Source organism: Lysinibacillus parviboronicapiens (assembly GCF_003049575.1).
In the GTDB taxonomy this organism is placed as follows: domain Bacteria; phylum Bacillota; class Bacilli; order Bacillales_A; family Planococcaceae; genus Lysinibacillus; species Lysinibacillus parviboronicapiens.
The window spans coordinates 1-24085 of record NZ_PYWI01000025.1; the positions used below are offsets into that span (position 1 = coordinate 1).

The following is a 24085-nucleotide window of genomic DNA, read 5'->3' on the forward strand; positions in this document are numbered from 1 at the left end:
CTCGTCGGCAGCGTCAGATGTGTATAAGAGACAGTTACTAAAAGGATACTTAGTGTAAATTAATAAATCTAATATATAATTTATATAAATCTATAAATTTTTTTTATATGAGGAGGGATATTTTGAATTTACATGCACTCCGACTATTCACAAAAGTTGCCGAGCTTAAAAGCGTGTCAAAAGCTGCACAAATACTTAGGATTAGTCAGCCAGCTGTCACAATCCAAATCAGAAATTTAGAAAAAGAAGTAGGTATGATACTGCTTGAATCGAAAGGAAGAGGAATTACCTTAACCCAAAATGGAGAATTTTTATTTACGCAGGCACAGCGATTATTTGATTTAGAAACAAATATTGAAAGTAAGCTAGAGCAATTAAAATGTATGGGTATTGAGGAATTACAAATTGCTTCAACACATGTTCCATCCCATTTTTTATTACCTAAATGGTTAGCGACCTATAAGCAGGCAAACCCTGCTACAAATATCCATTTAAAAACCGCCAATTCACAACAAGTTATTGAAGAGTTGCTCCATTATCAAGTGGATATGGCTTTTATCGTTAAAGAAGATGGCCACCATCCGGATATCGATTACAAATTTCTAATGAATTTAGATTATTGGTTTATCGTGCCTTATGGACATCCATTTGCTAAACAAAAAGTATCATTAGCCGAATTAATGCAGGAGCCATTTGTTTCAAGGGAGGATGGCAGTTCCACGAAAGAATTTTTAAATGCTTTATGTAAAGTTCATAAGACACCTCCACCAAAAGTAGGTCTGCAACTAGATGGCATCAATGAATCCATTCATGCCATTGCAGCTGGTTATGGCGCAATGCTTGCACCTTCTATAGCCGCCTCAAGTTTTATGGAACGACAACAGATTGCTCGTGTGCATGTAAAAGATTTGAATATTCAACGCCCTATTTATCTATGCACAAGAAAAAATGAACATAATACACCTTCAACTTTCAATACCTTTATTGAATTTATCAATCAATCAATTTCATAAAATATTTTCACACTACATTTGGATTTAATTTTACGATGAATTTGCCACCATGAAAATTTTCGTAACAAAGAAAAATGTAGTTTTTTTCATGTGTCATCTAGCAGTAATTGAGTGAGAAATTGTCTTTCATTAAATTCCTCTCGCTAGACAGCGGTCTGTCCTATAATATCTCTATTTCTAGATGACCAAGCGAGTACAAAGGGAAAATTGCTGATATTTTACGAAGTTTTTAGGATGGTGTATATCGTATTTTTGCGCTGTGTAATGGACCTTTCATGTCGCTGACCAACATATAGCCTCCATATATATATTCGTTTTTTTATAGACTTAGCAGTTAAAATGCCCTATAATAATCCATGAAATTATCAAAATACGAACATTAAGGTGGATTCCATGTCTGAATATACGCAAATATTTAAAGGGACTGCTTTTTCAAGTAAGTCATCACAAGAAGTACAAATCTTAAAAGGTTATTTATTCTGTATCAACGCTGACGGTATGATCGCAAAAACTGTAGCACCAGACCATACTGATTATCAAAAATTACTACATACATATCAAGGAAAAGAAAACTTTCACCATTTAGCAGATGGACAATATTTTTTACCTGGCTTTGTCGATCTACATGTCCATGCACCACAATGGGCACAAGCCGGAACTGCATTAGACATTCCACTTTATGACTGGCTGAACACATACACCTTCCCAATTGAAGCCAAATTCTCTGATTTACAGTTTGCCCAAGAGGTCTATGAAGATTTAGTTAGCACGCTACTTGCAAATGGCACAACTACCTCTCTCTATTTTGCGACTGTTCATAAAGAGGCAAGCTTATTGCTAGCGAAAATATGTGCTGAAAAAGGACAACGCGGCCTAGTTGGTAAAGTCGTGATGGATGACCCTGAACAAAACCCAGCATTTTACCGTGATGCCGATACCCAAACTGCGTTAGCTGATACAGAGGAATTTATCTTAGCTGTGAAAGCATTAGCGAAATCGACTAAACAAGGGGTCTATCCGGTAGTCACGCCACGTTTTATACCAAGCTGTACGAATGGCGCTTTGCAAGGTTTAGGAGAATTAGCTGCTAAGTACGATACGCATATCCAGTCTCATTGCAGTGAAAGTGATTGGGAGCATGGTTACGTACAACAGCGATTCAAGAAAAATGATGCCTTTGCGTTACATGATTTCGGTCTGTTAGGCGATAAAGCCGTGATGGCACATTGTAATTTTTTAAACGAGGAAGATGCAAATTTATTTGCTGAGACAGGCACTGCCATTGGCCATTGTCCAATCTCCAATGCTTATTTTGCCAACAGTGTTATTCCAATTGCGCAGTTCCATTCAAAGGGCGTGGATATCGGTCTAGGATCAGATGTTTCTGGTGGTTTTTCTCCTAGCCTTTTCGATAATGTAAGACAAGCTGTCATGTCATCTAGAATGCTAGAGGACGGTGTGGATGCCACCCTCCCGGCAGAACAACGAGGCGTACCAAATGCTCGAATTACTATCAATGAAGCATTTTATTTAGCTACAGCTGGTGGTGGCGAAAGTTTAAGCCTGCCCATTGGACGTTTACAAGAAAACTTCACATGGGATGTACAAATTATCGATACGAAATTATCATCTGCCAAACTACCAATTTTTAATGATCATGAAGATTTAAGCGATATCTTTCAAAAAATCATGTATCTTGTTCGCCCAGAAAACATTCGTGAAGTCTGGGTTCAAGGTAGTAAAGTTCATGAAAGAGCTAAATAAACGATTGACCATGAATTTATATGGAACAATGAAATCTTTGATTAATAACTTAACATTTCGAGGTGTGCATCTTAGTGGAAACGCAAATTAACAAGCAAAGTAACGATAAAAATAATACGCATCATTTAACCGTTTTACCCGATGAAAAAGTACCATTTGGTCAATCAGCCCTACTCGGTTTACAACATGTCATGGCTATGGATGTCTATGTCGTACCATTCCTAATTGCAATGCTAATAGGTCTACAATCAGAGCAATCAACCGCTTTGATTCAGTCAACCTTTATTGCAGCAGGCATTGCGACAATCGTGCAAACTCATTTCTGCATGAAACTTCCGATAGCACAAGGTCCTTCTTATGTACCTCTAGGTGCCATTGTAGGCATCTACGCCGCTAGCGGGAGTGGGGAACTTGGTTGGAGCTCAGTATTAGGCGCCAGCTTAATCGGTGCTATTTTAGTAATTATTCTAGGCTATACTGGTGTTTTCAATAAAATTGTGAAGACCTTCATCCCACCAGTTGTCGGCGGGACAATTATCTTCGTCGTTGGCCTTTCGCTCATGCCCGTTGGTTTAAGTTCTAATATTTATAACGGTGCTGGTGCTACGATTAAACAAAACATCTACTTAGCGCTTATTTCAGCAACTGTGTTAATTATCTGTGTGATGCTTGGTTCGGTCTTCCGTAAAAAAGGTCGTGTATTCCGTATCACCTCTGTCATTCTTGCTTTAATCGTAGGCAGTATTTCGGCAAACTTTATGGGCGTTTTAGATTTATCACCTGTTTCACAAGCAAAATGGTTTAGCATGCCACAACTTCCTTTTGTAGACTTCGGTTTCTCGTTTAATCTTTCTGCAATTATTACAATGGTTATAATTTATATTGTGTTAATGGCTGAAACAACTGGTACTTGGTTTGCAGTGAGTAATGTCATCGACAAACCATTAACAGATAAACAAATTAACCGTGGCGTTATTGGCGAAGGCATCGGCTGTTTCATCGCTTCGTTATTAGGTTCAACTCCTGTAACGGGGTACTCAACAAATGCAGGTGTTATTTCTATCACAGGTATTGCCAGCCGCCGTGTCTTTATTGTTGCGGGTGCTTGGTTTATTTTATTCGGATTTTCTGGGAAATTAGCTGCTTTAATTTCAGCCATTCCATCAGCAGTAATCGGCGGTGTATTTGTCATCGTTTGCGGCATCATTGCGATCAGTGGTTTACAAGTCATGAAAAATGAGAAAATTGGTGAAAAGGAAATGTACGTCATTGCTGTGCCTATGATTTTAACTCTAGCCTTAACATTACTTCCTGATGATTTCTTATATTCTTTACCAACAACTGTGCAATATTTATTCGGCTCACCAGTGGCAACGGCTGCTATAGTCGCCATATTATTAAATAAAGTATTACCAAGTGTTAAATAATACAAAATATTTAATACGATAAAAAGAACGTATAAAACCTCTGCTTACAATAAAATTTTGCAGTGGTTTTATACTGTAGCTATCAATTTTTTATTACATGAACAACTTGCAAGTCAGGAAAATGCTTCTTTCTTTCCACGGACGAGCCATCTAGCCTCCCCCTCAGAGCTTTCTTCCATTTTCTTTTTTTATATTTACAAATCTAGAAAATTAGATATAATATGCACATGGAACCTTTATTGATTTATAAAGCATTGTCAAACGAAACTCGAAGTCAAATCATGTCATGGTTAAAAAATCCTAGTGAATACTTCGATGAAAAACCGTATTTAGAACAAAACCTCAATTTTAAAATTGGTGTATGCGTAGGCGATATTCAAGCGAAAGCAGGACTTGCCCAGTCTGTTATTTCCGGTTATTTGTTGACGATGCAAAAAGCTGGTTTATTGGAATCTGAACGAATTGGTAAGTGGACGTACTATCGTCGAAATGAAAAGACCATACAAGAATTTTCTGAGTACATCAAAAAGAAACTATAAAGTGAAACTTCACTCAGGGGGATTTTCTTCATCCCCACTGAGTGTTAGTTGAACCAATCGGGCTTTTATGGTCAGTTTATCGCCCCACCGAGCTGATCGTTGTCATCTTTCAACTTGAAATGGACGTCTTACTGACCATTAATGCGGGATAAAGTGAAACTTCACTCAGGGGGGGGTTTTCTTCATCCCCACTGAGTGTTAGTTGAACCAATCGGGCTTTTATGGTCAGTTTATCGCCCCACCGAGCTGACTCGTTGTCATCTTTCAACTTGAAATGGACGTCTTACTGACCATTAATGCGGGATAAAGTGAAACTTCACTCAGAGGGGTTTTCTTCATCCCCACTGAGTGTTAGTTGAACCAATCGGGCTTTTATGGTCAGTTTATCGCCCCACCGAGCTGATCGTTGTCATCTTTCTACTTGAAATGGACGTCTTACTGACCATTAATGCGGGATAAAAGGAAGGGAGGCTTTTTTTGTTTTAACATATCTATAATTATAGATATGTATATATGATTGGAGGAAAATTTAACATGAAAAAAATTAACCCGTTACTTATCAGTATTCTAGCGCTAGGCGTATTCGGCATTATTACCACAGAAATGGGTATTATAGGTGTTCTACCACAGGTTACTGAAAAATTTAATATAACAACTTCACAGGCCGGATTGCTAGTAAGTATATTTTCTTTAGTCGTCGCCATTTCAGGTCCATTCCTGACATTGCTCGCTTCTGGTATTAACCGTAAAGTCATTCTATTAACGGCTGTTCTTATTTTTGGGATTTCAAATATTGTTTATGCCTATACAACTAAGTTTGACGTAATGTTAGTTTTCCGTATCATCCCTGCTATTTTTCATCCTGTCTTTTTTTCAGTTGCCCTCGTGACAGCGGCTAAACTTGTCTCTCCGGAAAAGAGTAGCAAGGCAGTAACGAAAGTTTTCTCCGGTATAACAGTAGGATTTGCTTTTGGCGTCCCAGTGACTTCGTATCTGGCTGAAAAGATTTCATTAGAAGCAGGTTTTCTGTTTGGAGCTGTTGTTAGTGCAATAGCCTTTTTAGGCATACTCGCTTGGCTGCCCTCTTTGCCTGTTACTGAAAAATTATCTTATGGTAAACAGCTTGGAATATTACGTAAACCACAGTTGTGGCTAAATATCCTGACCGTTATTTTTATTTTTGCGGCAATGTTTTCTGTGTACAGTTATTTTGCTGAATATCTAAGTCAAGTGACTAATATGAATGGGTCATGGATTAGTGTCATGTTGATGGCTTTTGGTACAATCATGATTTTCGGAAACTTTTTATTTGGAGGTTTGTTACACAAAAGTGTAACAAAGACCGTTATCATGTTTCCTCTACTATTTGCACTCGTGTACTTATTTATTTATTATCTGGGTTCGTATTTCATCCCGATGATTGTTATCGTATTTATTTGGGGTGCTGTGCATTCTGGGGGACTTATTGTCAGTCAGGTATGGTTAACAACTGAGGCAAGTGAAGCACCAGAATTCGGAAATAGCTTGTTTGTGTCATTTTCCAATCTTGGTATTGCCATTGGAGCCGCTGTCAGTGGTTGGTTTATCTCTTATTTTGGCATACATAATTTAATTTGGATTGGGATTATATTTTCACTGCTTGCCTTCTTACTAATCATAGTAAAAATCCAAATTTTCAAACCAAATGTGTAAAGAATCAATATGCATTAAGCTAACAAAAATCGTTAGGTAGATAAATATAGACAAGAATAGAAAAAGCACTCTCGTTTATAAACAATCGAAAGGTTCCCTGGTGAATAATTTACATTATTCCAAAATAAAAACTGGTTAGACATTCTAACCAGTTTTATTCGTATTATTTCTTCGTTATCTGTTCAAAATCACATAAATCAATCCATTTTTGAATGGACTGAATAACTTCTTGGAACGCTAAGCCATTGGGTGTCAGCTCATATTCTACTTTTTTTATGGAGGAATCAATGAATTTTTTATTGATGAGTCCAGCATCTACAAGCTCATTTAAACGCTCTGTTAACAAACGATCGGAAATTCCAGGGATAGCAGCATGAATTTCATAATACCTTTTCGGCCCTGCTAACAAGGTATAAATAATCATACCCACCCAACGTTTCCCTATAAATTCAATCGCCTGATGATAGCTACTACAAATATGTGAACAATTCGGTTGAGTCATATCATAACCTCCCGCCTGAGAATTTATTTTCTTCTATTGTAACATAAAATTATTTTTTATTTGACGTATAAACTTACTAATGGTAAGATTTAAAACATCAACTTACAATTAGTAAGTTTTAAGGAGGAAATTATGTCAACAACTCATACACAATCTCAACTATATACAATTATGCAAGAAAGAAAGTCTGTTCGTGTATACGATCCTACATTCAAAATCCCTCAAGTGGAGCTTGAAGAAATCCTAAAAGAAGCCACAACTGCACCTTCTTCTAGCAATCTTCAAGCATGGAGATTTCTTGTCATTCAAGATGATGCAACGAAAACAGAGCTTCGTGCCATTGCTAACAATCAAGCACAAGTTGAAACTTCATCTGCAATAATTGCAGTTCTAGGTAATGCAGAAATGTATAAACAAGTTGAGCAAATTTATACGCAAAATGTGGCGGAAGGGCATATGGATGAAGCGCAAAAGAATTTGATGATTCAAAATACACTTTCTACGTATCCAGCAGCTCCATTAGAGGTTAGAAAAAACATTGCAACATTTGATGCAGGTTTAATTTCCATGCAACTCATGCTGATTGCCAAAGAAAAAGGTTATGATACAGTGACAATGGGTGGATTTGATAAAGTGAAATTTGCTGAAAGATTCGAATTACCAGACCATCTCTTCCCTGTTGTCTTAATCGCTATCGGTAAAGCTGCAGCACCAGCATATGGCTCATCACGTTTGCCATTAGAAAATATTGCTCGTTTTATCTAAATTTGTGTAGACAAAAGGTATTCTGAATGATTACATTCAAGAATACCTTTTGAAATTTTAACAGAAATATTAGTTACACATATACCCTGGATTTTTCCATATTTAATTAGCTCTGTATGGACAATTTTTTAAACCCTCATAAAATTGCCTTTCTTTCGTATCCGCAAAATACATGTTTAATATTTTTATAATTCTTATTTAAACAGACACTAGCTGATTGGGGCGCAAGCGACGAGTGTCGCTGACAGCATTCGCCTTTCGCTACAAAACAAAGCTTCCTGGGGAATAGCAGACGCTGAAGATCACGCATGAGGAGTCTGAAGCCATACCCGCGAAAAGCATCCGCCATAGCGGAAATCAACGGTTTATACAGCTATTTCCATTATAAAAGACAAAAGACTATCACCAAACGCAAGCTTTTGAATTTTTCTACAAACTGAACTAAGTTTGTATTTTTTTCACACGTTCCTTATCAAATAAAATAATGTATTTTTCCGAAATTTCTGTTTTGTTTTATAATTCTTTGTTATACTTGAGCAAAAAGGTAGGGATTTAGATGACTTATGATTGTATTATAATCGGTGCTGGTTCGATGGGAATGGCAACGGGCTATTATTTAGCGAAGGCTGGAAAAAACGTATTAATGATTGATACCTTTGATCCCCCACATGAAGAAGGTAGCCATCATGGTGAAACAAGAATTATTCGTTTTGCTTACGGCGAAGGTGCTAGCTATGTACCTTTTGTTAAACGGGCTGGCGAGCTATGGCGTGAACTAGAAGCACAAACGAATGCATCACTATTTTACCAAACAGGAGTTATGAATGTCGGTGAAGTGAGCCATTCTTTTATTCAAAATGTCCTAACAAGTGCCGATCTTTACGATTTACCATTACAACAATATTCAGCTATTGAAGCAATGGAAAAATGGCCTAGCTTAACATTACCGGAAAACTTCGTGGCTTGTTTTGAGCCTACTGCTGGTGTACTTCGTGTGGAAGCTTGTATTAACGCCTATAAAAAGTTAGCTTTAGCAGCAGGTGCATCATACCATCCGAACGAAAAAGTACAGTCGATTGATGCCGGTGAGATTGTGCGTGTACATACGAAAAAAGGCATTTATGAGGCCAAGCAGTTGATTGTGACAGCAGGTGCATGGGCAACAGAGCTACTTCAAACAATGGATATCTCCTTACCTGTTACGCCAACACGAAAAACATTTGCTTGGTTTGAAGCTGATGAAACCCTTTATGGTGATGATGTATTCCCTGCTTACTGTTTTGAATTTGCAGATTCTGCTTACTATGGCTTCCCAAGCATTAACGGTGCTGGCTTAAAGCTTGGCCGACATGATGGGGGTGAAGCGATTAATCCAAACGAACCGCTTCGTCCATACGACGAACAGGATACCGTGGATTTACAAAATTTCATCAATCGCTTTATGCCCAAGCATGGTGCACTTAAATTCGGAAAAACATGTAAATATTCCATGACACCAGATGAGGATTTCATTATTGATTTTTTACCTAAACATCAAAATATTGTGATTGCAGCGGGTTTTTCAGGACATGGCTTTAAATTTAGTAGCGCGGTTGGTGAAGTATTAGCGGACCTTACCCTTCATGGAAAAAGCAAACAAGATTTATCACTCTTTCAGCTCAGTCGATTTAGCTAAATAACCAACAAAATGACTTCCATATTGACGAACAAATTATTTTTGTTACATACTATTATTTTTAATAATGGAGTGGCAATAATACTTACATCTTTTTTAAAAAAATCATTTTTTAGCTATGGTAATTGATGAACCTTGCTGTTTTAAGCTCAATTTATTGAATCTAAAAAAGTGTTCATCTCTTGACAGATGGACACTTTTTCCAGGCTAGTTTCTCTGACTAAGACCAATAAGCTAAAGAGCGCTTTCTCATCGATTCTCTGTATTGCTTCGTTGAGATTGGCAATGCTTTATTCGTTTTGTAATCCATGATAACACCATAGCGACGTACAACATCCATTTGATTAATTTCGCCTGTATTGTACAGTTTCTCCACTTCCAATAGATCTGTTTCTAACCATTGATAACGATTTTTGCGAATATAATCACGTTCGCTTACTGTAGCAGCAACATCAATTTCAAATGCATCGATATCGCGATCGATTTCATGGATAACTACGCCATAATCAAGCTTCGCACGTTCAAGCGAAACATATTCATCTTTTACATCCTCTAAAACAGCGTTTATATCACGCTCTAATGGATCGCCTAAACCGCCCCCTCCTGCTGAAGGACGTGTAAAGGAATCTCCCTTTTTCACTTCAATATTTGAGAAAATCGTGCCTAAAAACTTCTCTCCCTCTTGATTTGGATTCAAGATTGCTCCTTGTGCAATAGAGGGTAACCCGCCCATGATTCCCCAAGTAATGGAACGAGAGCGATCACAGCAATAGGACATAACTGTCTGGTCTACGTCTGTTAAAAGGCCTCCCTTTTCAACACCACAGCCACCACGATATTTACCAGGACCTGCAGAATCTGTAATGATTTCATGCTTCGTCGTAATGACTGGCGACAAACGTTCTTGACCTTCACATGGCTGGACACTCAATCCTACCCCGAACACCGGTGAAGTAGCGTTCGCACCATCACGATCAATACGACCGCCGTGCCCCCCTGCCATCCAGTCATACCACATAAAGTACCCACTGCTATTTTGTCGTTGATCGTAGCCCCCAATTAGTAAGTACTCTAAGTTAAACGAACATGCAATGGCACGCTCAGGCATAAGGTTCGACCATAACTCAAAGCATGCATTCATAATCTTTTCAAAAGAGCCTGAGCAATAGCCCGATACAGCTACTGGACTAGGGGCATTGACAACAGAGTTTTCTGGAAGATAAATTTTCACGACACGATAGAATCCTGAGTTCAATGGGATTTCTGGAAAGAAAGTTTTTGTCCCTGCATAAGTTCCCGAAAGTGCTGAACCGAATCCGGCATTTAAAAAACAACTAATAGCAGGATGAGAACCACTTAAATCATATAAGATTTCATCCTCTGTAATGGTCATTTTCACACGAATTGGAATCAAACCATCGCCTATTTGCGGATCCATGTCAATATAATCTACTGTTTCCCATTGTCCCTGCGGCAATGTCTTAATTTTCGCTCTCGTTAAACGTTCTACGTAATTTTGTACTTCGTCGAAAGCTAATAACACTGTATCCATACCATACTTCTCAATCATCTCTATTAGTTGCTTTTCACCAACTTTGGCTGCTTCTACTTGTGAACGTAAGTCCCCAATACGTTCTTGTGAAATACGCATATTCATCACAATGATATTCACGACATCTGCTAAATATTGACCTTTACTATAAATACGTACAGGTGGAATACGCAACCCTTCCCCGTAATGTTCTTTTGCCGTAATATCAAAGGATCCTGGGTTAGAACCGCCGACATCCGCCCAGTGTCCATTTGTTTGCATAAGCGCAATTAGCTTCTCTTCATGGAATACAGGAAGAATAACGCGAATGTCACTAAAATGTGTCCCACCACGATATGGATCGTTTATTAAAAATACATCGCCTGGATGAATATCATCTGCAAAATCCTCTAACACAGCTTTCGCAGTTAAATGCAATGTCCCAACATGAACGGAAATATCTTGCGTTCCTTGCATGATAGTATTTCCCTCCGCATCACATAACGCACAGCTAAAATCTCGGTTATAAATAACAAACGAATAACATGTACGTAACATTTGCTCGGCCATTTGATCGACCAAATTCACAAAGCCGTTTTTTAAAACTTCAAATGTTACAGGATCTAGATTTTGTACATTTCTATTGACTACTAACTTCGTTGTACTCATAGATCGCTTCCCCCTTATCATGTATTAGTTCACCGTAATAATGATATTTTTATATGCATCTACCTTAGCTGTAAACCCTGGTGGAATAACCGTTGTCGTATCTAATTGGTCAACAATTGCCGGACCAATTAATTGTGTGTGAACCGGAATCTTGTCACGATTATATACTATCGTTTCAACATATTGACCACCAAAATAAACAGGGCGTGTTTCTTTATAAGCATCTTCCAGCGAACCTTCAGGTACATATTGCGGGAAATTAGGCTTAGGCACTGTTCCAATTGCTGTCACATGCAATCCATAAATTTCTACAGCCTGTTCCTTATCAGAAAAAGCAAATCCCCGTTCATGCTCCCGATGGAAAGCTGCTAATACATCTTCCAGCGATGTTATTTGATCTGGAATTGCAACAGCTAATGATCGCCACTGTCCCTTATAACGAAGATCCACGTAATTCATCAATGTAGATGTATCATCTGAAATCCCTTCTTCTTCTAAGAGTATTTCCGCCTCTTTCCGTAGCTCAACAAATTGACTTGTCAGTTCCTCAGCAGATACATCGTTAACTTTTTTCACATAAGTTTTGGAAATATCATGTCGTACATCAACAAGTAAACATCCCATTGCAGCTGCTACTCCTGGATGAGTAGGAATAATGACTTTAGGGATGTTCAAATCTTTGGCTAAATATGCACCATGTAAAGGCCCTGCACCACCAAAGGCTACAAGAGCGAAATCACGCGGATCGTAGCCTCGACGCACAGAAATTAACCGAACTGCATCACTCATATTGGCATTGGCAACTTCTATTATGGCACTTGCAGCTTCTTCAATGGACTGATCAAATGCATCTGCAACTTTTCTTATAGCCTGTACTGCTGCATCTTTATCTAATTGCATCGTACCATCTAACAAATTTTCACCTAGTCGCCCTAAAACTAAATTAGCATCCGAGTTTGTTGGCTCTGTGCCACCCTGACCATAACACGCTGGACCTGGTAAGGCGCCTGCACTTTGCGGACCATTACGTAAGGAGCCACCTTCATCTTTCCAAGCTAAGCTGCCACCACCTGCACCAATCGTTAAAATTTCTATACTTGGGAATCCGATTGGATAACCATATTCAATCGACCAATCCTTCGTTATACGAATATCCCCTTCATACATGAGTGAAATATCGGTACTCGTACCACCCATATCCAAGCCAATTGCATTTTCAAATCCACATAATTTAGCAATATGTTTACTAGCAATTGCTCCAGCAGCTATTCCCGAACTCGCTAACCTGGCAGCATAGCGAGGGACTGTACTAGAAGTCATGACGCCCCCACCAGAATGTAAAACTAAAATTTCCTCTTCATAGCCTTTTTTATGCATTTCATCGCTCAATTTGCTAATATAATTACTCATAATTGGACCAAGAACTGCATTAATAATCGTTGTACTCATTCGTTCATGCTCGAAAATTTCTGGCAGCACCTCGCTTGAAATACATACATATATATCTGGTAGCTCCTCTTTCAAAATCCCTTTGACTATTGCTTCATTTTCGCCATTTACATACGAATTGAGGAAACAAACGGCAATAGATTCTGTCCCACGACGTTTTAATTTCTTTGCTAGTGCGCGAATTTCTTCTTCTTGAATAGCTTCAATAATATTTCCTTCATAATCGATACGTTCTGCTACTTCAAATCGATCACGCCGCTGAATATAAGGTTTTGCAGTATCTTTATACGTATCCCAAATATCTTCCTTCGTACCTCGACGAATTTCGGTTACATCTCGGAAGCCTTTTGACGTGATGAGTGCTGTTTTGGGCAATTTCCGTTCAATTAATGCATTTGTTCCAACCGTTGTCCCATGAGAAAAAATCTTAATATCTTTTCCATTCAGTTTCGCCTTCTCAACCCCATGTAATATTCCCTGCTCTGGGTTCGATGGTGTAGACGATGTTTTCGTAACAAATACTTCTCCTGTTTCTTCATTAAAGACAAATACGTCAGTAAACGTACCACCGACATCAATTGCTAAGCGAGTTTGTGCCATAGAATACCTTCTTTCATTTTATAGTTTTAACTTCATTCAGCAGATGTTTTTCTGCGCGAAAGCACAGCGACAGCGGCAGATGTTTTTTTGCGCGAAAGCATAGCGACAGCGGCAGATGTTTTTTGCGCGAAAGCACAGCGACAGTGGCAGGTACAGAAATCCCATTCTTCTCAAGGTTGGATGAATGCTAAAGGTTTTTCAGCGGATAATATCAACTCCTGCTGAATAAAGTTAAGCTTCCGGCGGATGTCACGGATTTTGAAAGGAGGCCAGCACGATGTCGGTCATTTCGGTAATGCCATAGGACGTGGCGTTTTTACCGATGCAGGTCAGTTAACCGTTGTCACAGGAAGTGACGGTTTTAGGTGTACTTCCTACAAAGAGCACAATTCAAAATCCGGACGTTAATGACACCGAGAAGTAATTAAATGACGCATGACAATCTATTAAATTATCAGAAATATCGTATTTAAGGCTACTAACTTCCGTAGCAACCTTAAGTTTCTTTAAGTGATAGCCCTTACATTTTCACATGCATGCTATACAGTAATATTTACGCAAATCTTTAAGCTCTTTATATACTTTGTGTACCTATAGTAATTGTCTTAAATACTGTAAAAAACTCTTTCGCAGCTTGCCCTTGCTCACGGGTGCCTGTACTTGAGTTTTTCATTCCTCCGAATGGCGCTTGAGGCTCTGCTCCCCCAGTTTCATCATTTACTTGAACAAGCCCAACCTCACTACGCTCAATAAAATCAAATGCTTTTTGAATATTATTTGTATAAATAGAAGCACTCAATCCAAACTCAGAATCGTTCGATAAGCGAATCGCTTCTTCATAATCTTTTACCTTCATTACTGCCAGAACAGGACCAAAAATTTCTTCGCGGGCAATCGCCATATTATGTGTTACATTTGTAAAAATTGTTGGATCAATATAGTACCCTTCAGATTTGTCTTTTGTCGGACAACCACCTAATACAAGTTCAGCCCCATCAGACTTTGCTTGTTCAATCGCTGATAAAATAGCATCATATTGCCCTTTTGATGAAACAGGACCCATCGTAACACCAACTTCTATTTTTTTTGCTTCTATGATTAGATGTTCTAAAATCTCTTCATAAACAGCTTCCTCGACATATACTCGACTAGTTGCAGTACAACGTTGACCTGTTTGTTTCATCGCACCCTCGATCGTCAATCTAGCTGCTTTATTAATATTGGCGTCTGCTAAAATAATGGCAGCGTTTTTCCCTCCAAGCTCTAGTTGGATTTTTTTATTGGTAGGACCAGCTGTGTTTAAAATGCTTTGCCCCACGCCATTCGAACCCGTGAACGTAATCGCTCTGACTTCAGGTGCTTCCAGTAAAACTTGCCCTACTTTTGATCCTCGCCCTTGCACAACATTTAAAACGTTTTTTGGCATACCTGCCTGTTCAAATAGTTCTCCAATTAACTTCCCTGTTAAAGCCGCTTCAATAGAAGGCTTCCAAACGACTGTATTACCATACACTAATGCTGGGGCAATTTTCCACAAAGGGATGGCCACAGGGAAATTCCACGGTGTAATAGCCGCCACAACACCAAGCGGCACACGTTTTGTGTACAATACTTTCGCTTCACTGGTAGAAGGTAATACTTCACCTGTTGCACGCATTCCTTCTTGTGCAAAATACCGCAAAATAGAAGCACCACGTTTCACTTCACCAAGCATTTCACCTTTCGTTTTACCCATTTCACGAGAAGCCATTTCTGCCACTTTCTCGCTATTTTGCTCTAGTAAGTCTGCCGTCACGCGTAAAATTTCACCACGTGCGATTGATGATGTATTTTTCCAACCTTCAAATGCTTTCTGAGCCCCAGCAACAACTGCTTTCGTTTCATCCAGTGTGAAAAGCTCAATTTGACCAATGCATTCAGACGGTTTTGCTGGATTAAATTGTTCTCGCATTTCTCGAATGATGGTTGTCATAAATTCCCTCCTTAAATTACGTCTGTTTGTAACACATCGTTTAACGGTGTATACAAAATGTTATGGGCATTCGCTACAGCTTCGTAAGTTATTCTACCGTTTATTGAATTCACACCTTTCGCTAATGCTGCGTTTTCAATCACTGCCTTTTCATAACCTTTATTAGCAATTTGTAATGCATACGGTAACGTCACATTTGTTAGCGCAATCGTTGATGTTCTTGCTACCGCTCCTGGGATATTTGCTACCGCATAATGTAATACCCCATGCTTTTCATATACTGGTTCGCTATGTGTCGTAATGCGATCAATCGTTTCAATTGAACCACCTTGATCGACTGCAACATCGACAATAACAGAACCTTTTGGCATTTCTTCCACCATGCTTTCGGTAACTAATCGTGGTGCACGTGCCCCATGAATTAAGACAGCTCCTATCAATAAATCAGCTGAAATATTAAATGCGGTGGACCAGCTTGTTTTTAAACGTCCGGCAAATTGGTCATCTAATTGGCGTAATCTGTCGACATTCGTATCTAAAATAGTGACATCCGCTCCGGCACCAACAGCCATTTTTGCTGCATTTGTACCGACAATTCCACCACCAATAATCACTGCTTTGGCAGGTGAAACACCTGGAACACCTCCAAGTAACACACCTTTTCCACCTTCATGCTTTTCTAGAAAATGTGCGCCAAGCTGAACAGCCATACGTCCTGCAACTTCACCCATTGGCGTTAATAATGGTTGTGCACCATTTTGTAGCTGAACCGTCTCATAAGCAATCGCTAAGACTTCTTTTTCAACTAGCTGTTTCGTTAAAGTAGGTTCAGCTGCTAAATGTAAATAAATCTTTCTTAAAATATTCATATTCTTGAGGTAATGGTTCTTTCACTTTGATGACCATGTCTACATCCCATGCTTCTTTCGCCGTAGGACAATCTCCGCACCTACCTCTGTATACGCCTCGTCTGTAATCCACTGCCTAATCCGGCACTCTTTTCTACTTTTACTAAATGACCGTTTTTTTGCAGATTAAAAACTCCCCCTGGAGTCATCCCTACACGATTTTCATTATTTTTTTTCTTTTGGAATCCCAATAATCATCGCTTACCCTTCTTTCTCAACGATCGTTTTACGTACATATTCAAATGTCTCATCTAAAATACGTAACATTTCGTCTAATTCTGCTTTCGATAAAATCAAGGGTGGCGAGAAGACAACTGTATCTTGATCGTACGTAACCATTCGTAAGATTAATCCCCGTTTCATTGTTTCTTGTACGAAAATCGGGCTCAAATATGACTGAAAAAGCTCGCCGGTCTCACGGCTTTTTACTAATTCAATTGCTCCAAGTAATCCAATAGTACGAACGCGTCCGATAAAGCTGTATTTTTCTTGAAGTGCTTTGAAGCCTTCTAACATCGCTTCACCCATGTGTGCTGCGTTTTCTACAAGCTTTTCACGTTCAAGTATTTCAATATTTTTAAGCCCAACTTGACAAGCGAGTGCATGGCCGCTGTACGTATAACCGTGCATTAATGTGCCTTTGGAAAGTTCACAATAATCTTGATGGATTTTTTCGGAAATCACCACACCTCCAAGCTGCGCATAACCGCTAGAAACACCTTTAGCAAATGACATCATATCCGGTACTACGCCATAATGCTCCATACCAAAAAGTTTACCTGTACGACCGAAGCCCGTAATGACTTCATCTGCAATGAATAAAATACCGTACTCATCACAAATTTTTCTCACTTCTTTAAAGTAATCTTTTTGTGGAATATTGACGCCTCCGGCACCTTGTACAGGCTCAGAAATAAATGCGGCAACAGTTTCGGGCCCTAGTGCTTCAATCATTTCGCGTAAATGACGCACGGACTGATTGTATACATAGTGAAAATCAGGCGCATGTGAGTTCGTAAAATCGCGGAAAGCTTGTAAACCTGTCGCATTTGTAGCACCCATTGCGACACCATGGTACGACAGGGTACGTGAAATAATTTTTTGACGTTCTGGCTGCCCCTTTAATAACCAGTAATGGCGCGCTAATTTAATCGCTGTATCGTTCGATTCCGAACCACCTGAAGTGAAAAATACCGTATTTAAATTCCCAGGCGCTAATGAAGCAATTTTAGAAGCTAAACGAATGGCTGGTTCATTACTAAATGTAGCAAAGCAAGAACTAAATGCTAATGTAGCCATTTGTTCCTTCGCAACTTCAGCAATTTCTTCACGACCATGCCCGACATTTACATTCCATAAAGAAGACATCCCATCAATGTAGGTATTGCCTTCCATGTCTTTCAAATAAATACCTTTCCCTTCTGTGAAAATGGCAGCAGGTCCTTGTGCTTGTTGTTGTTCGATGGACGTAGTTGGATGAAGGAAATGCTTCTGATCTAATGCCTTTAACTCTTCTTTTAGTTGAATTGTCATAAATCCCAACCTCTTTTCCCTTATTTTTTCATACACTTATATAACAGCAATTCCCATGCCAACCTCTAAAAAAAGAGGCAATTTTCTTTTTGAAAATGCCCCTTCTGTCACCCTAAATGTTTCAATAGATGATTTTATATTTCATTGCAAATCATTGTTGTTTTTTTCATGACCGTTGCAATACAACATGAGAAATCGTTGTTGTATTGCAGCCTTTTATGCATAAATACAAATTTGATGTAAAAACGCATCGTTAATCTTTATAGGAAACATGACGAGTTAATTGAAATTTTTGTATTTTCCGTACTAATGTAGATTGATCGCAGCCGAGTGCTTTTGCTGCTTGTCGTATGCTTGGATGTTCAGACAATGCTTGCTTAATCATTTGCTTTTCAAACGCAGCTACTTGCTCCTTTAATGTGCCAGCAAACGGTGTAGTTACAACATTCCCTTGACTATTTTGCTGTTGTGCTGTATTTTCTGTATCTCGCACAATAATGAGGTTACTATCTAACTCTTGTTGTACAGTGTTTGCCGTTATTTCCGGCTGGGTTGCTAATAAACAAATTCGTTCCACCATATTTTTGAGCTGCCGGACATTCCCTGGCCAATCATACCCCTCTAATATTTTCATAGCTGATGACTCAATCGTCCGATGGATACCATACTTTTCTCCAATTAAGGCTAAAAAATGATTGACCAGCGGAATTATATCTTTGCGACGTTGCCTTAAAGGAGGAATTTCAATCGGGATGATGTTTAAACGATAATATAAATCCTCACGGAAACCACCTTCCCTAACCATTTCCTGTAATTTTCGATTTGTCGCTGCAATTATGCGTACATCAATAGGAATAGGCTTTCCACTGCCAATACGCTGAACTTCAGATTCTTGTAGCACGCGCAATAATTTCGCCTGTAGCAGCAAAGGCATTTCACCAATTTCATCTAAAAAAACTGTGCCCCCTGATGCAATTTCAAATAATCCAGCTTTCCCTCCTTTGACTGCCCCTGTAAATGACCCTGCCTCATAGCCAAAAAGCTCCGATTCTAGTAATGTTTCAGGTATGGCACTACAGTTAATCGTTAATATTTGCTTATGGCTACGTCTACTATAAGCGTGAATGAGCTTTGTGATTTCTTCTTTACCAACACCCGATTCACCTCCGATTAACACGGTAGAATCTACTTCTGCAACCCTCATAACACGCTTTACAACTTGCATCATGGCGGGAGACACTGTAATTAAACTACTTTTTCTTGATTCTTTATTATGTAAGGCTTGTAGTTTATTTTTAAAAGTTTCATTTTGAACTTCTAATTTTTCTACTTCTTGTTCTAACAATTTTAGCTGTGTCATATCACGTGTAATTGCTACAACGTATTGCAACTCGCCGTCTTCATCAAAAATTGGCTTACCAGAAACTAAAAAGCATTTTCCGTTAATGAACGTTTGCAAAATGGTTACTTTTTCTTTTGATTCGATTACTTTCATCGATATGGAATCACTCATTAACCCTTCGTCTATTACGTCTTTTGCGTATCTTCCCATTAGATTCATGCCGACAATTTCAATATCAATATCATTTTGAAATAATATTTTGCCGTTGCAGTCACAAATCGTAATGCCATCTGAAATGGAATTTAATACTTTATGTGAAAGAGGATTCATAAAATCAATATCGCTAAATTGCTTCAATGACCTTACATTAAATAAGTTGCCATTCGATGTTTCTAATACATGAACAAAATGACCTTCTGCCTCAAATGTTACTTTTCCTTTACAATATTCTTTTAGTATTTTTTCAAGGAGCTCTATTTGGATATCACTTTTTACAATCACTTCATGGTTTTTCATAATAAAAAAATGTTCTGCATTATGAAGTTCTGTTATCGACATATAGGCCACATCCTCCCAAACTTGAAGAGGCTGGGACAAAAGAGAAAAAGTGTTGATGTCCGCTACGGCGGACGCTTTCCGGGGGGCGTGGCCTGAGCCTGTAGTCTCAGGCGTCACGCTAATCCCCCAGGAGTCGCCTCCTCGCTACCTCACTTCTGAATTTTATTTATGCCAAAAGGAAGAACGTCTAAATTTTTCTTCATTTTTAGATAGCAAAAATTTAATAACGCCTTTGCTCCTCTTTCTTAAAATTAAAAGTTATGTCCCAGCCTCTTCATCTTCAAGATAATATTCTACTCTGAAATTAATTTTTCCTCTATTTGTTCCACTGGGCGTCTTGAAGAGACTTTCCGCATAATAAAGAACAGCACAATAGAACCAATCAACACTAATGTGCTTAAGTAGAACTGAGGGCGTAAAGATTCAATGATCATTTGGCATAAATAGACAACTGTTAAAATACCGATTGTGACATATGATAGATATGGAAATAACCACATTTTAATGGATAATCGCTCGCCTGAAACATTATCATAATAACGCCGAAATCGAATTTGCGAAATCGCTATGAAAATATACACAACAATCATTAATCCCCCAACGCAGTTACCTAAAAAATAGAAGATGACTTCAGGAGAAATGAAGTATAGCATCGCACAAATATACGCTACAACTGTACTACCGATAATAGCTGGTACAGGTGCGCCGCGACGATTTTTAATGTACGAAAAAATTTTCGGCGCATTGCCTTGGCGCGCCATTTCAAGTAACATACGTGAACTCGTATAAAGTGCTGAATTTAATACAGAGATTAATGAAATGAAAATAACCACTTGAATAATTTGAGCAGCAATCGGAAGCCCAGCTATTGTTAAAATATTTGCATAAGGCGCTGCCAACAATTTTGAATCATTCCATGGTAAAATCATAATCATAATTGCTACTGAACCCACGAAAAATAAACCTAAACGGAATACGACATTTCGAATGGCACGAACAATATTTTTCGCAGGATTATCAGACTCTGCCGCTGCGATAGCTGCAACCTCAGCACCACATATGGAGAAAATCACGAATACGATCGCCGTTAGAATCGGTACAATACCATTTGGTGCAAAGCCGCCGTAACCAGTTAAAATGCCAAGTCCCTTTGGCTCATAATTGGGCCATATGCCGAATATCATCGCTGTTCCAACAACTAAGAATACGATTATAGCCATAACTTTAATGAATGATAACCAGTATTCAAACTCCCCAAATGATTTTACGGAATATATATTAATGATTGTCATTAATAATGTGACACCTACACTACCCACCCAAATCGGTATAACTGGAAACCAATTATGCAACATGCCTCCAATTAACGCAGCTTCTAATCCTACAATAAATACCCAGCTTGCCCAATATAGCCAACCAACTGTAAAACCTGCCCATGGACCAATATACTTCCCTGCATATGAAGCAAATGAACCTAACTCTACCGAACCACCAGATTTCTTTCCTAATACTATTTCTCCAGCTGCCATTTCACCAACCATCTGCATGACTAAGACAATGAGTAAACATGCAATCGCGTAAGAGACAACTGCTGCAGGACCTGTGCTTAAAATATTTTTTCCAGTACCAACGAATAACCCTGTGCCAATTACCCCACCGATAGAAATCATCGTAATATGCCGCGTCCTTAGTGATTTTTGCAAAGTTCCCATTAAACCACCCCTTAGTGTTTTTATGTAGACATTTACTAGCACCTTCTCTCTAATCCAATGTCTTCTGTTTAATGAGCAATTTTGATGCCAAAATCTACTTATCACAAAAAATAAGCTAAATAAATTCATCAATTTCGCCTTGGCATAATTGCGTCCGGATTTTGAATTGTGCTCTTTGTAGGAAGTACACCTAAAACCGTCACTTCCTGTGACAACGGTTAACTGACCTGCATCGGTAAAAACGCCACGTCCTATGGCATTACCGAAATGACTGACATCGTGTCGGCCCTCGTGCAGGCCTCCTTTCAAAATCCGTAACATCCACCGTAGGCTGGCTTTAGGCCAACAGATGTTTTTTGTGCGAAAGTGTAGTGCTAACGTAGCGGCAAAACATGATGTTGGTCACTCAGTCGTGTGTCGTTGTTGTTGTTGCTTTCGCACAGATAAAACCGTGTTGCTGTCGCTTCGCTTTCGCACAGATAAAACCGTGTTGCTGTCGCTTCGCTCTCGCACAGATAAAAACCGTGTTGCTGTCGCTTCGCTTTCGCACAGATAAAACCGTGTTGCTGTCGCTTCGCTCTCGCACAGATAAAAACCGTGTTGCTGTCGCTTCGCTCTCGCACAGATAAAAACCGTGTTGCTGTCGCTTCGCTCTCGCACAGATAAAACCGTGTTGCTGTCGCTTCGCTTTTGCACAGATAAAACCGTGTTGCTGTCGCTTCGCTTTCGCACAGATAAAACCGTGTTGCTGTCGCTTCGCTTTCGCACAGATAAATTGCCACAGGACGTGGCGTTCTTAGACTGAGTTCCTCTATTTCAGTAGGTGTTTAGACATCCACTGAAAAGGAACCACATCAGCTTTCATCTCACCACCTTCAAAGGTGGGCGTATTCTGTATCTACCGCTACGCTTTCGATACAAAAAACATTTGCTGAATGAAGATAAAAAATGAGGAAACGATTCTACATCTCTAGAGTGTTTGATGTGAAAATAGTAAATTAGGATAATTTGATGATACATTCTATGGTAAATCCGAATTTTTGATGCGAAATCGCATCATTGATATTTTATTTACATCATATTATCCATAAGCTCGATTAAATGAGCTCATAATATTCATTTCCTCTCTATACTTCGCCACTGTACGTCTGGAAATTTGTATACCTTCTGTACATAATATATTTGTAATTTGTTGATCAGCTAATGGGTTTTGTTTGTCTTCTCTCTCAATAAGTTGTTTTAGCCGTTTCTTAATATACATAATAGAATCCATTTTCCCGGAAGTATTCATGAGACCTTTTGTAAAAAAGGATTGTAATGCATAAATGCCATGGGGTACTTGTATATACTTCCCACGAATAGCTCGACTAATCGTCGACTCATGAACACCTAATACTCCTGCTACATCTTTTAAACGCATAGGCTTTATTGCTTCTAGACCGTCTATAAAAAAATCCTCCTGTAGTTGAACAAACCATCTTGCTAATTCGTAAAGTGTTTTATCTCGCTGTTCAATTCCTTGTAGTAACGCGAGTGCGTCTTTTATTGAATCCCGGTAGTAGGTTTTATAATTCAGATCATTTTTGAGTAAAGTTACGTAGCTTTCATCAATCGAAACGGAAGGTAAATAGTGCCGATTCAATTTGATAATCCATTCTTCCTCTATTTTCTTTACTTCTATATCTGGATTGACGTATGGAATCGTTTCCAATTTATCGCCTACAATTATCGGCTTTAATTTTTTTATATAGTGAACGGCTTTTTTCACTTCTTGCAGAGGTATATTGTATTTTTTGCTTAACTGTTTAAACGCCTGCGCTGCTACTAACTCTAAATCTGAACTTATAAATTGTGAAGCTATTATAGGGGCAAACTGGTCATTGTCCAATTGAATGAGTAAGTATTCTTTATAGCTTCGTGCGCCTACTCCAACTGGCTCAAAAGTTTGAAGTAAATCCAATATTGCTTCTACATGCGATAAGGTTGTTTTATATTTTTGAGCTACAATCTCTAACTCTACATCTAAAAATAAACGGTCATCTAAGGATTGAATTAAAAACTTTAAAATTCTCAAGTCAACAGACGATAGGTTTTTGTGCATAGGCACTTGTTCGAGCAAAAACTGCTCATAGCTTTCTTTTTCAGCAAGCTTCATCTCAATGATGTTAAATTGGTCATTTCTTGATACATCATATGGCAAAGAAAAGGTGTTAAAGGAACAGCTTGCTAACTGCATGATTTCCTCATATTGTCTTTTTGCTTCTGCGTCAGTTACAACTATCAGTGGATTTTCATTGGCTTTTTCATAAATGTATTGCTCTAGCTCATTAGCCGAATATTGCAGTATTTCTAAATGTTGCACAAGTTGTGCAGATAATACTTGTGTGACTTTTTGCGAAGTTTTGATAGTCATTTGCATACCACACACCCCCAA

The 24085-nt window shown here is 38.7% G+C and carries 16 protein-coding genes and 1 pseudogene; 7 read left to right on the top strand and 10 right to left on the bottom strand.

The annotated features are described in order from the left end of the window. The first annotated feature begins 122 nt into the window (after positions 1–122). The 5 genes from C9J35_RS17795 (at position 123) to C9J35_RS17815 (ending at position 6435) form a co-directional block, all read left to right on the top strand. Positions 123–1013, top strand: coding sequence for a LysR family transcriptional regulator (locus C9J35_RS17795; RefSeq protein ID WP_107925660.1), 891 nt, complete (start codon positions 123–125; stop codon positions 1011–1013). 393 nt (positions 1014–1406) lie between these two features. Beyond that, on the top strand, positions 1407–2777 hold the full coding sequence (guaD, locus tag C9J35_RS17800) for a guanine deaminase (RefSeq protein ID WP_107925662.1): 1371 nt from the start codon (positions 1407–1409) through the stop codon (positions 2775–2777). Between the two features lie 74 nt (positions 2778–2851). Next, positions 2852–4204 (top strand): uracil-xanthine permease family protein, encoded by a 1353-nt coding sequence (locus tag C9J35_RS17805; protein WP_107925664.1) that lies wholly within the window; start codon positions 2852–2854, stop codon positions 4202–4204. A gap of 227 nt (positions 4205–4431) precedes the next feature. After that, the gene (locus C9J35_RS17810; protein ID WP_107925719.1) at positions 4432–4743 is read left to right on the top strand and encodes an ArsR/SmtB family transcription factor; all 312 of its coding nucleotides are present in this window, start codon (positions 4432–4434) and stop codon (positions 4741–4743) included. Positions 4744–5277: 534 nt separating this feature from the next. Next, positions 5278–6435 carry an MFS transporter gene (locus C9J35_RS17815; RefSeq protein ID WP_107925666.1) on the top strand — a complete coding sequence of 386 codons (1158 nt, stop codon included), beginning with the start codon at positions 5278–5280 and terminating at the stop codon, positions 6433–6435. A 163-nt stretch (positions 6436–6598) separates the two neighbouring features. Here the strand turns inward: C9J35_RS17815 and C9J35_RS17820 are convergent, their stop codons facing one another. After that, positions 6599–6937, bottom strand: a complete 339-nt coding sequence (locus C9J35_RS17820) for a winged helix-turn-helix transcriptional regulator (protein WP_107925668.1) — start codon at positions 6935–6937, stop codon at positions 6599–6601. A gap of 132 nt (positions 6938–7069) precedes the next feature. On the opposite strand from C9J35_RS17820, the gene C9J35_RS17825 reads away from it, so the two are divergent. Both C9J35_RS17825 and solA read left to right on the top strand, forming a co-directional pair. Next, positions 7070–7702: a nitroreductase family protein gene (locus tag C9J35_RS17825; protein WP_107925670.1), complete on the top strand. Its 633-nt coding sequence runs from the start codon at positions 7070–7072 to the stop codon at positions 7700–7702. Positions 7703–8258: 556 nt separating this feature from the next. Then, complete coding sequence (solA, locus tag C9J35_RS17830; RefSeq protein WP_107925672.1) at positions 8259–9377, top strand: N-methyl-L-tryptophan oxidase; 1119 nt, start codon at positions 8259–8261, stop codon at positions 9375–9377. A gap of 220 nt (positions 9378–9597) precedes the next feature. Here the strand turns inward: solA and C9J35_RS17835 are convergent, their stop codons facing one another. The 9 genes and pseudogenes from C9J35_RS17835 to rpoN form a co-directional block, all read right to left on the bottom strand. Continuing rightward, entirely contained in the window at positions 9598–11577 is a 1980-nt protein-coding gene (locus tag C9J35_RS17835) for a hydantoinase B/oxoprolinase family protein (RefSeq protein WP_107925674.1), read from the bottom strand. 24 nt (positions 11578–11601) lie between these two features. Further along, positions 11602–13626, bottom strand: a complete 2025-nt coding sequence (locus C9J35_RS17840) for a hydantoinase/oxoprolinase family protein (RefSeq protein WP_107925676.1) — start codon at positions 13624–13626, stop codon at positions 11602–11604. 574 nt (positions 13627–14200) lie between these two features. After that, positions 14201–15598 carry an aldehyde dehydrogenase family protein gene (locus tag C9J35_RS17845; protein ID WP_107925678.1) on the bottom strand — a complete coding sequence of 466 codons (1398 nt, stop codon included), beginning with the start codon at positions 15596–15598 and terminating at the stop codon, positions 14201–14203. A gap of 11 nt (positions 15599–15609) precedes the next feature. Next, positions 15610–16704 (bottom strand): annotated as a pseudogene (ald, locus tag C9J35_RS17850) (alanine dehydrogenase). A gap of 3 nt (positions 16705–16707) precedes the next feature. Then, positions 16708–18039, bottom strand: coding sequence for an aminotransferase family protein (locus C9J35_RS17855; RefSeq protein ID WP_054768550.1), 1332 nt, complete (start codon positions 18037–18039; stop codon positions 16708–16710). Positions 18040–18292: 253 nt separating this feature from the next. Further along, positions 18293–19939 (bottom strand): sigma-54 interaction domain-containing protein, encoded by a 1647-nt coding sequence (locus tag C9J35_RS17860; protein ID WP_107925680.1) that lies wholly within the window; start codon positions 19937–19939, stop codon positions 18293–18295. Between the two features lie 293 nt (positions 19940–20232). Continuing rightward, positions 20233–21651 carry an amino acid permease gene (locus C9J35_RS17865; protein WP_107925681.1) on the bottom strand — a complete coding sequence of 473 codons (1419 nt, stop codon included), beginning with the start codon at positions 21649–21651 and terminating at the stop codon, positions 20233–20235. A gap of 374 nt (positions 21652–22025) precedes the next feature. Then, positions 22026–22433, bottom strand: coding sequence for a hypothetical protein (locus C9J35_RS23420; protein WP_153062970.1), 408 nt, complete (start codon positions 22431–22433; stop codon positions 22026–22028). A gap of 299 nt (positions 22434–22732) precedes the next feature. Further along, positions 22733–24070 carry an RNA polymerase factor sigma-54 gene (gene rpoN, locus C9J35_RS17870; RefSeq protein ID WP_107925689.1) on the bottom strand — a complete coding sequence of 446 codons (1338 nt, stop codon included), beginning with the start codon at positions 24068–24070 and terminating at the stop codon, positions 22733–22735. Positions 24071–24085 lie beyond the last annotated feature (15 nt).

What these genes read in the sequence shown, in the direction of transcription:
- C9J35_RS17840 (WP_107925676.1), bottom strand. Translation starts at nt 13,626, where the DNA reads ATGGCACAAACTCGCTTAGCAATTGATGTCGGTGGTACGTTTACTGAC.
- C9J35_RS17855 (WP_054768550.1), bottom strand. Translation starts at nt 18,039, where the DNA reads ATGACAATTCAACTAAAAGAAGAGTTAAAGGCATTAGATCAGAAGCAT.
- solA (WP_107925672.1), top strand. Translation starts at nt 8,259, where the DNA reads ATGACTTATGATTGTATTATAATCGGTGCTGGTTCGATGGGAATGGCA.
- C9J35_RS17825 (WP_107925670.1), top strand. Translation starts at nt 7,070, where the DNA reads ATGTCAACAACTCATACACAATCTCAACTATATACAATTATGCAAGAA.
- guaD (WP_107925662.1), top strand. Translation starts at nt 1,407, where the DNA reads ATGTCTGAATATACGCAAATATTTAAAGGGACTGCTTTTTCAAGTAAG.
- C9J35_RS17815 (WP_107925666.1), top strand. Translation starts at nt 5,278, where the DNA reads ATGAAAAAAATTAACCCGTTACTTATCAGTATTCTAGCGCTAGGCGTA.
- rpoN (WP_107925689.1), bottom strand. Translation starts at nt 24,070, where the DNA reads ATGCAAATGACTATCAAAACTTCGCAAAAAGTCACACAAGTATTATCT.
- C9J35_RS17860 (WP_107925680.1), bottom strand. Translation starts at nt 19,939, where the DNA reads ATGTCGATAACAGAACTTCATAATGCAGAACATTTTTTTATTATGAAA.
- C9J35_RS17820 (WP_107925668.1), bottom strand. Translation starts at nt 6,937, where the DNA reads ATGACTCAACCGAATTGTTCACATATTTGTAGTAGCTATCATCAGGCG.
- C9J35_RS17845 (WP_107925678.1), bottom strand. Translation starts at nt 15,598, where the DNA reads ATGACAACCATCATTCGAGAAATGCGAGAACAATTTAATCCAGCAAAA.
- C9J35_RS17865 (WP_107925681.1), bottom strand. Translation starts at nt 21,651, where the DNA reads ATGGGAACTTTGCAAAAATCACTAAGGACGCGGCATATTACGATGATT.
- C9J35_RS17835 (WP_107925674.1), bottom strand. Translation starts at nt 11,577, where the DNA reads ATGAGTACAACGAAGTTAGTAGTCAATAGAAATGTACAAAATCTAGAT.
- C9J35_RS17810 (WP_107925719.1), top strand. Translation starts at nt 4,432, where the DNA reads ATGGAACCTTTATTGATTTATAAAGCATTGTCAAACGAAACTCGAAGT.